Source organism: Pseudomonas sp. KBW05, from assembly GCF_003852405.1.
Taxonomy (GTDB): domain Bacteria; phylum Pseudomonadota; class Gammaproteobacteria; order Pseudomonadales; family Pseudomonadaceae; genus Aquipseudomonas.
This window is the reverse complement of record NZ_QAJM01000049.1, coordinates 1-16089: the sequence shown is the minus strand read 5'-3', so window position 1 is coordinate 16089 and position 16089 is coordinate 1. Positions and strand designations below refer to the sequence as shown.

The following is a 16089-nucleotide window of genomic DNA, read 5'->3' as shown; positions in this document are numbered from 1 at the left end:
AGCGAAGACTGTGAGAAATACGTCAAACTGGTTGACCGAAATTACGACAGCTCCGATGGATACGTCAATATGCTTGACCTTAAAAACCCAACCGCCCAGCAAGAAGCCATGGAAGCGTTCTTCTTCGGCTACCAGGCCTTTACCGCCAAAGCCGACGAAATGCTCGAACGCCGAGGCTTGAGCCGGGTGCACCAGCGCATCGTGTTTTTTATCGCGCGTTACCCGGCGTTGAGCGTGAAAGAGCTGCTGGAATTGCTTGGCGTGAGCAAGCAGGCACTGAATATGCCGCTGCGCCAATTGCAGGAAATGCACCTGGTGAACAGCGTCGCGTCCGAGACCGACAAGCGCAAACGCCTGCTGGAGCTGAGCGAAGAAGGCCAGCGTTTTGAACAGTCGTTGCGACGTGAGCAGGTCAAACTGTTGCAACGCGCCTTCAGTGACGCCGGCGAACAAGCCGTTGCCGGATGGCTGGCGGTGAATCAGGCACTGAGTGCAGTGAATTAGCCTTCTGTCGCCTTTCGCCAGACCATTCGAAAACATTATTTGCTTTCTTTGTATACAAAAGCATAATTCGCCTCGTGCGAGTTCCTGACCTATTGGTCAACAAAACCCGCCAGTACCTCAAAGCGCTGTTGCCCACATTTGTGACCGGCGCTGGAAATAACAATAAAACTCTTGAGGAGTACTTGCTGTGGATAGCCGCAAATCTGACGCCCCGACGCTGGACCTCTCCCCGCCCAGCAACAGCTGGCTGGAACGCCTGTTCAAACTGCGCTTGCATGGCACCACAGTGAGGACCGAATTGATCGCCGGCCTCACCACCTTTATCACCATGGCCTACATCATCTTCGTCAACCCCAACATCATGGCCGACGCCGGCATCGACCACGGCGCGGCGTTCGTCGCCACCTGCATCGCCGCCGCCCTGGGCTGCCTGTTGATGGGCCTGTACGCCAACTGGCCGGTAGGCCTTGCGCCGGGCATGGGCCTGAACGCGTTTTTCACCTACACCGTGGTTGGCACCATGGGCTACACCTGGGAAACCGCGCTGGGTGCGGTGTTTATCTCGGGCGTGCTGTTCATGGGCCTGACGCTGTCGCGGGTGCGTGAGTGGTTGCTCAACAGCATTCCGGTGAGCCTGCGCCATGCCATGGGCGCGGGTGTCGGCTTGTTCCTCGGGGTGATCGGCTTGAAGACCGCCGGGATTATCGTCGAAAGCCCCGCGACGCTGATCAAGCTCGGCTCCCTGCATGAACCGGCGCCGTTGCTCGCCGCCGTGTGTTTCCTGTTGATCGCGATCCTCAGCTACCACCGCGTCTTCGGCGCGATTCTCATCAGCATCATCGCCGTGACCCTGGCCGGCTGGGGCCTGGGCCTGGTGCACTACAACGGCATGGTCTCCACCCCACCGAGCCTGGCGCCGACCTGGATGGCCATGGACATAAAAGGTGTATTCAATGTAAGCATGATTAGCGTGGTATTTGCCTTTCTTTTTGTACACATGTTCGACACCGCAGGTACACTGATGGGCGTCGCGCAACGGGCCGGCCTGGTGAACGCCGATGGCAAGATCGATAACCTGTCCCGCGCCTTGAAAGCCGATAGCGCTTCCAGCGTGTTCGGCGCGATGGTCGGTGTACCGCCGGTGACCAGCTACGTGGAAAGCGCCGCGGGTGTTGCCGCTGGCGGCCGTACCGGGCTGACTGCTGTGACCGTGGGCGTGCTGTTTGTGGCCGCGATGTTTTTTGCACCGCTGGCCGGCATGATCCCGGCCTATGCCACCGCTGGCGCGCTGATCTACGTGGCGATGCTGATGATGGCAAGCATGGCTCACATCAATTGGGATGAAGCCACTGACAGCATTCCGGCGATCGTGACCGCAATCATGATGCCGCTGACCTTTTCGGTTGCCGACGGTATCGCCTTGGGCTTTATCACTTACGTGGCGCTCAAGGCGGGCACCGGCAAGTACCGAGAGATTTCGGTGAGCCTGTGGGTGCTGTGCGCGATCTTTATCGCCAAATTCATATTTCTATAAAAACGGAGTACATGATGAACCTGGAAACCTGGCTACTGTTCAGCGGCGCGGCATTGGTGGTGATCCTGATCCCGGGACCACTGTCACTGTTGATGATCAGCAACAGTCTGAACTACGGCCTGCGCCGTTCGTATCCAGCGTTTCTCGGTGGGGTGTTTGCCTCGATCTGCCTGCTCAGCGCGTCGGCCCTGGGGCTGGGCGCGCTGTTGCTGGCCTCCGAGCAACTGTTCAGCGCCCTGAAGATCGTCGGCGCGGCGTACCTGTTCTACCTCGCCTGGCAGAGCTGGCAGCAGTCGCGGCAACCGGCCCAGGGTGCCGAAGTACCGCAACTGGCCGCCGTACCGCGCTTTCGCACACTGTTCGGGCGGGCCTTTGTGCTGGGCGCCAGCAACCCGAAGGACATCCTGTTCTTCGCCGCGTTCCTGCCGCAATTTCTCAGCAGCCAGCAGCCATTCCTGCCACAGCTGCTGATCATGATTGCCACCTGGACCCTGCTCGACCTGCTCTGCAAGCTGGCCTACGGTCTCGGCGCGCACGGAGCGGCACGGTATCTGCGCAGCGGCAGCGGCCAGGGCTGGTTCAACCGGGTCAGTGCCGCTTTTTTTGGTAGCGCGGGCGTTGCTGCTTTGCTCCGGGCATAACGTTGCCGAACCTGACGAAATAGACCGAAGGGTCACGCCTGGACGTCCATTGCACCCCGGCAATGATCTTCACCAGGCGCCCTTCTCTCATCGCCGTAGAGATCGGCGCATAGGTGGCGATGTGTGTCGTGAAAAACCGGTGCCGGAACCACTCATCGGTCATTTGAATGCCCACGCGGGCCTTTAGATCAAGCGAGCTGCCGCTCGCCCAGCGCGTCATGACGAAATACACAGTGTCGGACTGTGGGTGCGTGCAGTAGAAATCCGACGCCTGCAAGGCGCCAAGGCGTTTTTCCACCGCGTGCAAGCTGAACCCCATCCGCTCAAGGTGCGCTCGAACCTGCCCCTGGGCCAAGTGACGTCGCGCAGTCAGATTGTGCTGAGTCGCTGCTTGCAACGAAGCCTGGGGGGCCTGCGTCAAATGGAAGTCCATGCGATCAAACCCGGGGGTCAGGCCGTCGTCGCCAATGAAGATACTGGTCCTGGTCGAGCTCTCGATGGGTCGCAACAGCCTCAACAAATCATCCGTCTGCCCCACGGCAGCCGGGGCCAGCCACCTGTCGAGCGTCGCCCTGAGATCGAACCACTGCGTGGCGGTAAGCGTGCTCCCACTGGTGTGCGACAGATGCAGCAGACGCTCCAACAGAAAATGCCGGCTGCTATGGGTCATCAAGGGAAAGGCCCGGCTCAACGACGCCGACACCGGTTCCGTAAACAACCCTTGATGCAACGTCCAAACGCCACTGGCCCCCAGGGTCGCCGGGATCGGCTGGCTTGCAATGCCTGGCCCGGTCCAGTTGTACACGTCGATGGAGGCCGGGTGGACCACGGCATGGTTGGGCGTGATGAACACCAGGCGCTGCGACAATCCCCCCTGCGCCTCAGGCAATAGCCGGTAATAGCGAGTTCCCAGCCTCATCACGCTGAAGGCCTGGTCGGGCGTCGCGCTGGATACCGTGAAGATATTCCTGGGTGGCGTTGCTTCAATTAACGTCATTTCCGTCACGAATCCCCACACCTGCCAACCACCAGGCGCCTCTGGCGATTGACGTATGGCTCTCTCCAGCAACGCTGGCGCAGGCCGGGCCCATTCAGTTGCAGTCGACGATGAAGCCCAAGGTCGCCACGGGGCTGCACTGGGCCCTGGCTGCGGTTGCGGCGCATCGGCGCCCAGCAGCCACTCTCGCGGCTCGTCGATGTACAGGATCAATTCATCCTGGCCGTCAGCTTGCTGGCTTCTAAAACGCAGCACTTGCTCATCCTTGCGCCGGTATAACGGGTAGCGCTCGCGATCGATGACGACAAACTGCTCACCATCCTTGATGTAACTGCCTCTGTTCCCCGGGCCTTGCAACCGCAGCGCATCACTGGGCAAGCCGCCTTTCTTGTAACGCTCCAACAGCTTCAGCGGCCTGGGCAATGATCGCTTCAGGCCCGTCAGTGCCTGGCGCTGCGAAAAGTGCACCATGGCATTGCGTATCGTTGCCCGTGCGGTCGCGGAACCGGCGCTGGAAAGCCCCTTGGGGCCAGGCACCAATGCCGTCAGCACATCTACAAAGGCGACCAACGTCAGAAAAGCCACGTCCACCGCCGCCTTGGGATCGCCACTGTGGTGATAGTGCCGTGCAGCCAGCAACAGCTCGTACACACTGACCCCCACGCCAATCAGCGGAATAAACGACAACGCACCACGCACCGTCGCCGAGCGCTGTTCACCCAGGCGCAGTTCGCGATATTCCGCCAAGGCATGGGCGGAGCGGGCACTGGCCTGGCTACGACGCTGGATTTCAAACAACCGCGCATGTACCAGCAACGCCACTGCATGGCTGTGGTCAGTGGCGGCGATCTCCAGCCAACGTGGCGCAACCGCCTGGATCTGCTCGCGAATCTGCGTCTCGATCTCCTCCTGCAACACGGACGCCACGCGATGGCGCACCTTGAACGAACGCATAAACCGAGAAACGGCCTCGCCTATCGCCAAGATAAAAAAGCCCTTCATGCGGAATCGCCCAAAGGCGCCCCGCGCCGATTTGGTTGACGGCGGCGCCCCGGGATAGCTGGCCAGCGCCTCATGCGCCCAGCCAGGTGCAACCTGCCGAGCCAGCACCTTGATCGGCTCGGGCAAAGCACAGGCGCGGTTGAGGGTGTCCCTCATGGCATCCCAATCCGGGTATTCGCTGATCACTGGAAACCCCTGCGCCATCGGCCAATACACCACACAGCGTTGCGATACCCGGTCAAACAACACCAGCATCCCGGCAATGTGCCGGTCATGCTCAAGGGTGTAGCCCACCAACCGGACGAAACACAGTTGCACGCTATGACCATTGCGCTCCAGGTCGTCGGGGACGCGGGCGGCGATGGCGGTATTGAACAGACTGCGCCCCTGGCTGCTCAGACCTTGCTGTTCGGCCGAAAACAGCTGCCATCGTGCGTGCTGCCAAACGACCCGGTAGCTGAGTGCAGGGGAAAGGCCTGGGTTGCCCGACGCCGGATAAAACACCTGGCGGATGCGTGCTTCGTAATGCCCGCCGATGTCCAGGGCGGACAGGGTCTTGATCAGGTAGCGCACGCTCAGGCGGTCTTTCCAGCCAGGGTCGAGATAGCGGGCACGGTTCAGCCGCCATTCGGTCCATGGCGCCTGGGGGTCAAGGTTATGCAGGGCCAATTGCAGCAGGCTGTAGGTGCTGCGTTGCGCGCTCACGACCTTTTTCACGTGCCGGTCACCCACCACGCACTGGCTCGACAAGCCACAAAAATGCGCGCTGACATCATCGGGAATATCGAACAGTGGGCGGTCGATATCCAGTTGCGGATAGAAGCCATCCAGGGTCAGCTGTGCGATCAGTCGCTCGCGGGCAAAATCTTCCAGCTCAGGCAGCAGGCTCCAGAGTTTTTCCTCAAAAGCCACGGCGCTGGTCAGGTAGTGGTTCTGCAAATGCCTGTAGCGCTGGCGCAGTGTTGCGGTGGCGGTGCCGAGCCATGCAGGCAATTTTTTCGCCTGTGTCGCGGCAACGCGCAACAACTGTACATTGGCCAAAGCCAACATTCGGGCGTCGTCCTCCGGCACCTGCAAATGTTCGTGCAGCTCATCGGCCAGCAACAGCCGAGCCAGGGCGGGGTCGCTGACCTCGCTGTACAGCCGGACCTTGTCATCCAGTTGTGTCGCGAGCCGGGCATACAGCTTGACCAGCGCATTGAACCCTTCATGCAGGACATTGCCCGTGACCGGCGCGTAAGTCACTTCAACCCTCGCCCCGCGCAGGGCACGCTGATCCCGCGCAACGCTGCACCACAACGGCGATCCGTCCGGGTTTTGCAGGCTGGCCTGCAGGCTGTGGCTCAAGTCGGCCAGGCAGTTGAACGCCGGCATCCCGCCGTGTGCGCCGCCCACCACCAGCAATGCCGGCTGTTGCCGAGCGGGATGCCTGTGCCCCTTGCGCGTGGTCACCACAAACACATCGTGCAACGGTACGCCGCGTTCTCCTTCGCGCCCCACTCGGATACGCAATACACACGCGTCACTGCCGGTGCGCTGACCGGCCAGGGGCGTCTCCAGCACATCGACGAGGCACTGCTGATGCGCCGCACTGATCAGCTGTGCACGCCGCAGCAACTCCGCTTCGGCAAGCAGCGCCTGGCGCCGGGCCTCAAGCATCAAGGTCGCACGCTTGCGGGTGCCGTCCGGGCGCTCCAGCCAGAATGCGGGGTCGAAAGCACGCTCGGGCGCAACCTCGCTCCACTGCCGCACCCGTTCGCGCTGCACCTGCCAGTGCGCTTGCAGGGCCACAAATGCCAGATAGGGCTCAGTGTCTTTCGCCAGGTCTTGGCTATCGAGCAACGCGAACAGGCCGTTTTCATGACGGCGCACCCGGTGCTCACGACCGGCCAGTGAAAGCCCCGGGGTAAAACGCCCCAACATGACCTGCGCCGCCTGCCGCTGCTCGTCCCATTTCAGCAAGGTCGTCAGTGACGGCACCAGGCGCGGCTCGCCCACCAAGTGCTTGCGGGCCTTTTCGATATGGGCAAGAACGCGACGGGGCTGTGGCGGTGGTTGCCCCGACGCGGCGACAGCGGTGTGATTGATCGTCAGGGCGCATGCCAGCTCGTTGTCCCACTGCCCGTCCAGCAGGGCCAATGCACTGTGGGCCAACGCGTCGTCATGCACGATCGGGCCCTGCTCGAGGACTGCATCACGTCGAAGCAGCGGCAGGCACTGCCACAATAGAGTGAACAAACGCCCCCGAAGCAACGTCCCCAGCCCTTGTTGCATCTGCGCCCAGGACGGGTACTCATAAAACCCACGTTCCAGGCCGGGCAGATAGGCGACGTGCAGCGGTCCCCGTGAAACATACAGCGCACCCGGAATCGCCAGCGCCGCCTGGTTGCTCCCCGGCCAGAACAACTGACGTACCTGCATACCCGCCCATTCGCCACCGGCAAGTCGCCGCGCCTGGGGAGTGGGCGCGTCCACCACTTGTCGGACCATGGCAAACCCCGGCTCCGACAGCTCATACAACTGACACGCAATGAATGCCTGGTCGGCAAACTGCGCACCATACAACTGCACCCACCGCTCGCGTCGCGTACGCCAGGAGCCGTAGGCCAGTCGACTCCAGTACGCCGTCGCAGCCTGGTTGAAGCGCTCCAGCAAACCCAACGCCCTGACCTTTTCCAGGGCCTGAAGGGGGCTGTAGGGCAGTTTTCGCGCACCATCGTCCTTGACGCTCAACTGGGTGAATTGGTTGATATTGGCCGGTATCAACGGATCGACCAGCAAGGCCAGGGCGCGCTCGGTGAGGCTATTGACCTGACCCGGCTCGGTAAACAAGAGGTGATCGGGGTTCAGGGCGAAGGCATCCTGCAATACCCGCCAGACCATCCGTGAAATACGCGGCGCCCGCACAATCAAGCGCTTGAGCCCTTTGCCCGCTTCGATACAGCGCGTCTGGGCCCCGTGCAACTGATTGATCAGCCTGCCGGGATCGCCAACAGCATTGATCCGCCGGGTCAGCAGCGTCTGAACGCATTCTTCAGGTTGAGCGTCGATAAGGTTGTTCATGGCTGGCTCCTGTCCACACAAAAGTCCAGCCTAAGCAGCTTGCCGCGCTCAGTGCTTTACATACTTGCCGCACCTTTGAGCGGACGAAAAAAAGCCCGCAGTGTGGGCGGGCGAAAAACCAACGAAGAGCTTTGGGGGTGTGAAGCGAGGTGACGCTAGCTACCGCGATAGGTGGAGTAGCTGTAGGGCGAAATCAGTAGGGGCACATGGTAGTGATCCTGTTCGGCGCTGATGCCGAAGCGCAGCACCACCACGTCGAGGAAAGCCGGTTCAGGCAATTGCACGCCACGGGCGCGGTAGTAGTCGCCGGCGCTGAATTGCAGTTGGTAGACACCACTGCGGTAATCATCACCTTGCAACAATGGCGCGTCGCAGCGGCCGTCGCTGTTGGTGTGGGCGCTGGCAACCAGTTCCAGCTGCGCGCCTTCGACGCGATACAGCTCAACCTTGATCGCGCTGCCGGGGCAGCCGTGTGCGGCGTCCAAAACGTGTGTGGTCAAACGTCCCATGGCGTCTACGCGCCTCCCGAAGTCAGTAGAAGAAAGGTCCGCACTTTTTCAGGGCAGTGAAAAAGCCGGCGATGGCTGATTAAGACACTTTTTAAAAAAATTGTACACAATAAAAATCACAAACCTTTTGATCACCCCGCCCATATTGCCTGAGCAGCCAATCGGCGAGTAATCCTTGCTTTTAAACGACCTTTTGTCCATTAGCTGACCAACCAGGCAAGTTTCTTGCTACACCCTTTACACAGAGACCTGCGGAAAAAATGCAGAAATGTAGGCTTACAAAGTGAGCGATAAGTTGTATACAATCACTCATCGCTGTGACGCCACCCAGTCATTCCACTGCCCGGCCGCCACATGAATGATCACGAACAAGAAGGAAGACTGCAGTGAGCGCTGACTACCCACGCGACCTGATCGGTTACGGCAGTAACCCTCCTCACCCCCACTGGCCGGGCAAGGCGCGCATTGCGCTGTCTTTTGTACTCAACTACGAAGAAGGCGGTGAGCGCAACATTTTGCACGGTGACAAAGAGTCCGAAGCCTTCCTCTCGGAAATGGTCTCGGCCCAGCCGCTGCAAGGCGCACGCAACATGAGCATGGAGTCGCTGTACGAATACGGCAGCCGTGCCGGCGTGTGGCGCATCCTCAAGTTGTTCAAGGAATTCGATATCCCGCTGACCATCTTCGCCGTGGCCATGGCCGCCCAACGCCACCCGGATGTGATCCGCGCAATGGTCGAGGCCGGCCACGAAATCTGCAGCCACGGTTACCGCTGGATCGACTACCAGTACATGGACGAGGCCCAGGAGCGCGAGCACATGCTCGAAGCGATCCGCATCCTCACCGAGCTGACCGGCGAACGCCCACTGGGCTGGTACACCGGGCGCACCGGCCCCAACACGCGGCGGCTGGTGATGGAGGAAGGCGGCTTCCTCTACGACTGCGACACCTACGACGACGACCTGCCCTACTGGGAGCCCAACAGCCCCACCGGCAAGCCGCATCTGGTGATCCCCTACACCCTGGACACCAACGATATGCGCTTCACCCAGGTGCAGGGTTTCAACAAGGGCGATGACTTCTTCGACTACTTGAAAGACGCGTTCGATGTGCTCTACGCCGAAGGCGCCGAGGCACCGAAAATGCTTTCCATCGGCCTGCACTGCCGCCTGATTGGCCGCCCTGCACGCCTGGCCTCATTGAAGCGTTTTATCGAATACGCCAAAAGCCACGAACAGGTGTGGTTCACTCGCCGTGTCGACATTGCCCGTCACTGGCACGATACCCACCCGTTCCAGGGAGCCGCCAAATGACCGCCTTCAAGACCCTCAAACCCTCGACCCTGAGCCGTGACGAATTCGTCCAGGCCTTCGCCGACATCTACGAACATTCGCCATGGGTGGCCGAAAAGGCCTTCGACCTGGGCCAGGACCCTTCGATCGACGAGATCGAAACCCTGCACCAGCGCATGAGCGACATCCTGTTGAGCGCCGATCATGCCAGCCAACTGGCCCTGATCAACGCTCACCCGGACCTGGCCGGCAAAGCCGCCGTCCAGGGTCAACTGACCCAAGCCAGCACTGATGAACAGGCTGGCGCGGGGATTCACCAATGCACGGCCGAAGAGTTTTCTCGCTTCACCGAGCTGAACGATGCCTACAAGGCCAAGTTCAAGTTTCCCTTCATCATGGCGGTAAAAGGCAGCAACCGGCATCAGATCCTGGCCGCGTTCGAAACGCGCATCCACAACTCGGTCGACACCGAGTTCAAATGCGCACTGGCCGAGATCAACAAGATCGCGTTGTTCCGTTTACTGACCCTCTAAACGACCATCCCCAGCCACTCTATCTAAGGCAGACAAGAAGAATGAAAGCTTACGCCGTACCTTTCGAGAAGTTCGTCAACCTGGCCGACGCCCGCCTGGGCACCAAGATTCTTTCGGTGACCGATGACTGGTTCGCCGACGCCAACCGCCTGTTCCAGCCGACCCCGGCCGTATGGAAGGAGGGCGTTTTCGATGACAACGGCAAGTGGATGGACGGCTGGGAATCACGCCGCAAGCGCTTCGAAGGCTACGACAGCGCGGTGATCCGCCTGGGCGTACCCGGCTCGATCAAAGGCGTGGACATCGACACTTCATTCTTCACCGGCAACTTCCCGCCGTCAGCCTCGCTGGAAGCCTGCTTCCTGGCCTCGGGCGACCCTGATGAAAACACCCAGTGGGTGGAAGTGCTGTCGGCCGTCGAGCTGCAAGGCAACAGCCACCACTACCACGAGATCAGCAACGACAAGGCCTTCAGCCACCTGCGCTTCAACATCTACCCGGATGGCGGCGTGGCCCGTCTGCGTGTGTACGGCATTCCGTTCCGCGACTGGTCGTCGATTGGCGACAACGAACAAGTCGACCTGGCCTCGGCCCTCAACGGCGGCCGTGCGCTGGCCTGCTCCGATGAACACTTCGGGCGCATGAGCAACATCCTCAACCCGGGCCGTGGCATCAACATGGGCGACGGCTGGGAAACCGCGCGTCGCCGTACACCGGGCAATGACTGGGTGATCGTCGCGCTGGGCCACCCGGGCGAGATCGAGAAGATCATCGTCGACACCCTGCACTTCAAGGGCAACTACCCGGACACCTGCTCCATCCAGGGCGCGTTCGTGAAAGGCGGCACCGACAGCCAGATCGAAACCCAATCGCTGTTCTGGCGCGAACTGTTGCCGGCGCAGAAGCTGGAAATGCACGCTGAACACAGCTTCGCCGAGCAGATCAAGGCACTGGGGCCAATTACTCACATCCGCCTGAATGTGTTCCCGGATGGTGGTGTGAGCCGCCTGCGCGTTCTCGGCAAGGTCGCTAAATAAGCGGTGAGTCCATTCGCGAGCAAGCCCGCTCCCACATTTGAAATGCATTCCCCTGTGGGAGCGGGCTTGCTCGCGAAGACGGCAGAACAAACAACACAACATTCGGATAAGAAGACAGCCATGCGCACACTAGTGATCGAACCCCTGACCAAAGAAGCCTTCGCCCCCTTCGGAGACGTTATCGAAACCGACGGCAGCGATCACTTCATGATCAACAACGGGTCGACCATGCGCTTTCACAAATTGGCCACGGTCGAAACCGCTAAACCGGAAGACCACGCCATCATCAGCATCTTCCGCGCCGACGCGCAGGACATGCCGCTGACCGTGTGCATGCTGGAGAGACACCCGCTGGGCAGCCAGGCTTTCATACCGCTGCTCGGCAACCCCTTTCTGATCGTGGTCGCGCCACTTGGCGATGAACCTGTATCGGGCTTGGTCCGCGCCTTCGTCACCAACGGCAGGCAGGGCATTAATTACCATCGCGGCGTCTGGCACCACCCGGTGCTGACGATCGAAAAGCGGGATGACTTCCTGGTGGTTGATCGCAGTGGCACAGGCAATAACTGCGATGAGCATTTTTTCAAAGAGGATGAGCGGTTGATCCTCGCCCCCCACCAATAAGAGAAGGTCTGATCACCCGACAACAAGGGTGACAGGCGAGAGGTAAAGACTGTGGAAGCACATCTGTTGGAATGGCTGAACCTTAGCGTGCGCTGGGTTCACATGATCACTGGCGTCGCGTGGATCGGCGCTTCTTTCTACTTTGTCTGGCTGGAAAACAACCTCAATCGCGTCAACCCCAAGAGCGGCCTGGCCGGTGACTTGTGGGCGATCCATGGTGGCGGTATCTACCACCTGGAAAAATACAAACTGGCCCCACCGACCATGCCGGACAACCTGCACTGGTTCAAATGGGAAGCCTATTTCACCTGGATGTCGGGCGTCGCGCTGCTATGCGTGGTGTTCTACCTCAACCCGACGCTGTACCTGCTCGCCCCCGGCAGCAGCCTCAGCGGCACCGAAGGCGTCTTGCTGGGCATCGGCTCACTGTTCGCCGGCTGGTTCATCTACTCCTTCCTCTGCGACTCGGCCCTGGGCAAACGCCCTGCCCTGCTCGGCTTCATCCTGTTCGTGCTGTTGATTGCCGCCGCGTACGGCTTCAGCAAAGTGTTCAGCGGCCGTGGCGCCTACCTGCACGTGGGTGCGGTGATCGGCACCATCATGGTTGGTAACGTGTTCCGCATCATCATGCCGGCGCAACGCGCACTGGTGGCGGCCATCGCCGAGAACCGCACGCCAGACCCGGCGCTGCCGGCCAAGGGCTTGCTGCGTTCGCGCCATAACAACTACTTCACCTTGCCTGTGCTGTTCATCATGATCAGCAACCATTTCCCAAGCACCTACGGCAGCCAATACAACTGGCTGATCCTGGCCGGTATCGCCGTGGCCGCGGTGTTGGTCCGTCACTACTTCAACACCCGGCATAACAGCCAGAAGTACGCGTGGACCTTGCCGGTGGGCGCCTTGGCGATGATCAGCCTGGCCTATGTGACCGGTCCCAAGCCCGTGGCCGAAGTGGCCAAGGCCCCGGCGGCCATCGAGTACCAACCGTTGCCGGAAACGGCATTGGGTGGCGGCTTGAAACCGGCTGCACCTGCCGCAGCTCCTGCTGCCGAACCGGCACCCGCGCAGGCGTCGATTGATTTCGACAAAGTGCATGGGGTGATCCAGGAACGCTGCGCCGTGTGCCATTCGGCCAAGCCCACCAGCCCGCTGTTCAGCACCGCACCGGGTGGGGTGATGTTTGATACCCCGGCGCAGATCCAGCAGCAGGCGGCGCGTATTCAGGCGCAGGCCGTGGCGACCCAGATCATGCCGTTGGGCAACATCACCCAGATGACCCAGCAGGAACGGGATCTGATTGGCACCTGGATCAATCAGGGGGCCCGTACCAACTAACTGATCCACACAAATCCAACTGTGGGAGCGGGCTTGTGTGGGAGCTGGCTTGCCTGCGATGCAGACACCTCGGTGCATCAGATCTACCGAGGTGATGCTATCGCAGGCAAGCCAGCTCCCACATAAAACAGCTCCCACAGTTGGCACCGTGCAAGTTTGTAGATTGAGTTCCACCCGGCAATTGAATGCCAAACAACACAACAATAAAAAAGATCCGAGGTGTTGCATGACCGAGTTAGCCGAACCGCAGATTCCTGCCGCACCCGCCATGGTGCGGCTGCCCCTCTTGCAACTGATTCTGGTAGGCCTGCAACACGTCTTGCTGATGTACGGCGGCGCCGTCGCCGTGCCCTTGATCATTGGCCAGGCCGCGGGCCTGAGCCGTGAAGAAATCGCCTTTTTGATCAACGCCGACCTGCTGGTGGCCGGTATCGCCACCATGGTGCAGTCGTTCGGCATCGGTCCGGTGGGCATTCGCATGCCGGTGATGATGGGCGCCAGTTTCGCCGCCGTCGGCAGCATGGTGGCCATGGCCGGCATGCCCGGCATCGGCTTGCAGGGGATCTTCGGCGCGACTATCGCCGCCGGGTTCTTTGGCATGATCATCGCGCCGTTCATGTCCAAGGTCGTGCGCTTCTTTCCGCCCCTGGTCACCGGCACGGTGATTACGGCTATCGGCCTGTCGCTGTTTCCAGTGGCCGTGAACTGGGCCGGCGGCGGCAGCGCGGCGGCCACCTTCGGCTCGCCGATCTACCTGGCGATTGCTGCGCTGGTACTGGGCACCATCTTGCTGATCAACCGTTTCATGCGCGGCTTCTGGGTGAACATCTCGGTGTTGATCGGCATGGGCCTGGGCTACGTGCTGTGCGGCCTGCTCGGCATGGTCGACCTCAGCGGCCTGGCCCAGGCGCCGTGGGTGCAGGTGGTGACACCGTTGCACTTCGGCATGCCCAAGTTCGAGTTGGCGCCCATCTTGTCGATGTGCCTGGTGGTGGTGATCATCTTTGTCGAGTCCACCGGGATGTTTCTCGCCCTGGGCAAGATCACCGGCCAGGACGTCACCCCGAAAATGCTCCGCCGTGGCCTGTTGTGTGATGCCGGCGCGTCGTTTGTGGCCGGGTTCTTCAACACCTTTACCCACTCGTCCTTCGCGCAAAATATCGGCCTGGTGCAGATGACCGGCGTGCGTTGCCGTTCGGTGACGATCATGGCTGGCGCGTTCCTCATCGTACTCAGCCTGCTGCCCAAGGCCGCATACCTGGTGGCGTCGATTCCGCCAGCGGTACTCGGCGGTGCAGCGATTGCCATGTTCGGCATGGTGGCGGCGACGGGGATCAAGATCCTCCAGGAAGCCGACATCGCCGACCGCCGCAACCAGTTGCTGGTGGCAGTGAGCATCGGCATGGGCCTGATCCCGGTGGTACGCCCGGAGTTCTTCGCGCAACTGCCGCTGTGGATGAGCCCGATTACCCACAGTGGCATTGCCATGGCCACCCTCAGCGCGTTGTCGCTGAATGTGCTGTTCAACATCCTCGGCGGCGCGGAACGCCCGGAAGTCGCCCACTCGCATTGATTCCTTCGTTAATTACAAAAACAAAAACGAACAGGGAACACCGACATGCACGCCATTCACCCGGGGCCGGCCACAAGCCGTGCCCCATTCTCGCCCCACGCGCTCTTTAACAGCGCACTTGAGCCAAGGCTTTGGAGCCAGTATTCTCCGCGCCCGCTCGAATCGACTCAAAAAAAAACAGCGAATGTAAAAGCTGACTGCAAGGCCAACTTATCCCGGCCTAATGTCTGCTGCCAAAGTGCGCAAACGTCCTCTGAATTCGACTGTATCTCATGCAGCCGACGGGGATTTTTTGGCTTTTTAAACACCTTGGCGCAGGTCTTGCTAAAAGCATTAAAGCTGACCGAACAGACGATTTTTGCAGCGAACCAAAAGGCGCCACACCAGAGCGCCTGCGTAGAAGAAAAACCACAAAACTTTAACTCGGGAGCAACCGAATGAAACCTATGTTCAAAGGCCTGATGCTGGCGGGATCCCTGCTGGCCGGTGGCCAAGCCGTGGCCGGTGACCTGCTGCAATGGCAAAACAACAGCCTGACTTACTTGTGGGGCAAGAACTTCACCGTCAACCCACAGATCCAGCAAACCGTCACGTTCGAACATGCTGATGCCTGGAAGTACGGCGACAACTTCCTGTTTGTCGACCGCATCTTTTACAACGGCAAGGAAGACGGCAACGTCGGTCCAAGTACTTACTACGGCGAAATCAGTCCACGCCTGTCGTTCGGCAAGATCTTCAACCAAGACCTGTCCTTTGGTCCGATCAAGGACGTATTGCTGGCCTTCACTTACGAGTTCGGCGAAGGCGACAACGAGTCGTACCTGTTCGGCCCCGGCTTTGACCTGAACGTGCCTGGCTTCGACTACTTCCAGCTGAACTTCTACCAGCGCCAGACCGAAGGCAACCGCCCGGGCGATGGCGTTTGGCAGATCACCCCGGTATGGGCCTACACGCTGCCGGTGGGCAACTCCGACATCCTGATCGATGGCTTTATGGATTGGGTGGTGGACAACGACAAGAACGCCCGTGGCACTTACCACGCCAACCTGCACTTCAACCCGCAGGTCAAATATGACCTGGGCAAGGCGATGAACTGGGGCGCGAAACAGTTGTATGTCGGCTTTGAGTACGACTACTGGAAGAACAAGTACGGGATCGAAGATTCTGGTGCGTTCAAGACCAACCAGGACACGGCGAGCTTCCTGGTCAAGTACCACTTCTAACTAGCGGTGCCGGTCTCCTGTGGGAGCTGGCTTGTGTGGGAGCGGGCTTGCTCGCGAATGCGGTAGATCAGTCGAAATATCTGTGACTGACACACCGTCTTCGCGAGCAAGCCCGCTCCCACACAAGCCCGCTCCCACCGGGGATTTGCGGTGTTCTTACTCTAGGTGTTCGGGTTTGACCGGATCACCGGGCTTCACATCCAACTGATGCCGCACATC

Annotated in this window: 13 protein-coding genes; 11 read left to right on the top strand and 2 right to left on the bottom strand. The window is 60.3% G+C overall.

The genetic code is table 11. The annotated features are described in order from the left end of the window. The first annotated feature begins 69 nt into the window (after positions 1-69). The 3 genes from DBR46_RS28455 (at position 70) to DBR46_RS28445 (ending at position 2679) form a co-directional block, all read left to right on the top strand. The gene (locus DBR46_RS28455; RefSeq protein ID WP_124529498.1) at positions 70-504 is read left to right on the top strand and encodes a MarR family winged helix-turn-helix transcriptional regulator; all 435 of its coding nucleotides are present in this window, start codon (positions 70-72) and stop codon (positions 502-504) included. Between the two features lie 187 nt (positions 505-691). After that, positions 692-2038, top strand: coding sequence for an NCS2 family permease (locus DBR46_RS28450; protein WP_124529496.1), 1347 nt, complete (start codon positions 692-694; stop codon positions 2036-2038). A gap of 14 nt (positions 2039-2052) precedes the next feature. Beyond that, the gene (locus DBR46_RS28445) at positions 2053-2679 is read left to right on the top strand and encodes a LysE family translocator (RefSeq protein ID WP_124529494.1); all 627 of its coding nucleotides are present in this window, start codon (positions 2053-2055) and stop codon (positions 2677-2679) included. Here the strand turns inward: DBR46_RS28445 and DBR46_RS28440 are convergent. After that, on the bottom strand, positions 2627-7741 hold the full coding sequence (locus DBR46_RS28440) for a DUF6543 domain-containing protein (RefSeq protein ID WP_124529492.1): 5115 nt from the start codon (positions 7739-7741) through the stop codon (positions 2627-2629). The genes DBR46_RS28445 and DBR46_RS28440 overlap by 53 nt on opposite strands. A 155-nt stretch (positions 7742-7896) precedes the next feature. Then, positions 7897-8250: a hydroxyisourate hydrolase gene (gene uraH / locus DBR46_RS28435; RefSeq protein WP_124529490.1), complete on the bottom strand. Its 354-nt coding sequence runs from the start codon at positions 8248-8250 to the stop codon at positions 7897-7899. A 386-nt stretch (positions 8251-8636) separates the two neighbouring features. Here uraH and puuE point away from each other — a divergent pair, with 386 nt between their 5' ends. The 8 genes from puuE (at position 8637) to DBR46_RS28395 (ending at position 15870) form a co-directional block, all read left to right on the top strand. Then, the gene (gene puuE, locus DBR46_RS28430) at positions 8637-9563 is read left to right on the top strand and encodes an allantoinase PuuE (protein ID WP_124529488.1); all 927 of its coding nucleotides are present in this window, start codon (positions 8637-8639) and stop codon (positions 9561-9563) included. Continuing rightward, positions 9560-10075, top strand: a complete 516-nt coding sequence (uraD, locus tag DBR46_RS28425) for a 2-oxo-4-hydroxy-4-carboxy-5-ureidoimidazoline decarboxylase (RefSeq protein ID WP_124529486.1) — start codon at positions 9560-9562, stop codon at positions 10073-10075. The genes puuE and uraD overlap by 4 nt, the downstream gene beginning before the upstream one ends. Before the next feature lie 41 nt (positions 10076-10116). After that, complete coding sequence (alc, locus tag DBR46_RS28420; RefSeq protein ID WP_124529484.1) at positions 10117-11112, top strand: allantoicase; 996 nt, start codon at positions 10117-10119, stop codon at positions 11110-11112. 120 nt (positions 11113-11232) lie between these two features. Continuing rightward, positions 11233-11736, top strand: a complete 504-nt coding sequence (locus DBR46_RS28415; RefSeq protein ID WP_105694926.1) for an ureidoglycolate lyase — start codon at positions 11233-11235, stop codon at positions 11734-11736. Between the two features lie 51 nt (positions 11737-11787). Beyond that, positions 11788-13074, top strand: coding sequence for a urate hydroxylase PuuD (locus DBR46_RS28410; protein WP_124529482.1), 1287 nt, complete (start codon positions 11788-11790; stop codon positions 13072-13074). A gap of 226 nt (positions 13075-13300) precedes the next feature. Beyond that, positions 13301-14647, top strand: a complete 1347-nt coding sequence (locus tag DBR46_RS28405; RefSeq protein WP_017737540.1) for a nucleobase:cation symporter-2 family protein — start codon at positions 13301-13303, stop codon at positions 14645-14647. Between the two features lie 45 nt (positions 14648-14692). Further along, positions 14693-15088 carry a hypothetical protein gene (locus tag DBR46_RS28400; protein ID WP_124529480.1) on the top strand — a complete coding sequence of 132 codons (396 nt, stop codon included), beginning with the start codon at positions 14693-14695 and terminating at the stop codon, positions 15086-15088. After that, on the top strand, positions 15085-15870 hold the full coding sequence (locus DBR46_RS28395) for an outer membrane protein OmpK (RefSeq protein WP_124529478.1): 786 nt from the start codon (positions 15085-15087) through the stop codon (positions 15868-15870). Before DBR46_RS28400 ends, DBR46_RS28395 begins: the two co-directional genes overlap by 4 nt. The last annotated feature ends 219 nt before the right edge of the window (positions 15871-16089 follow it).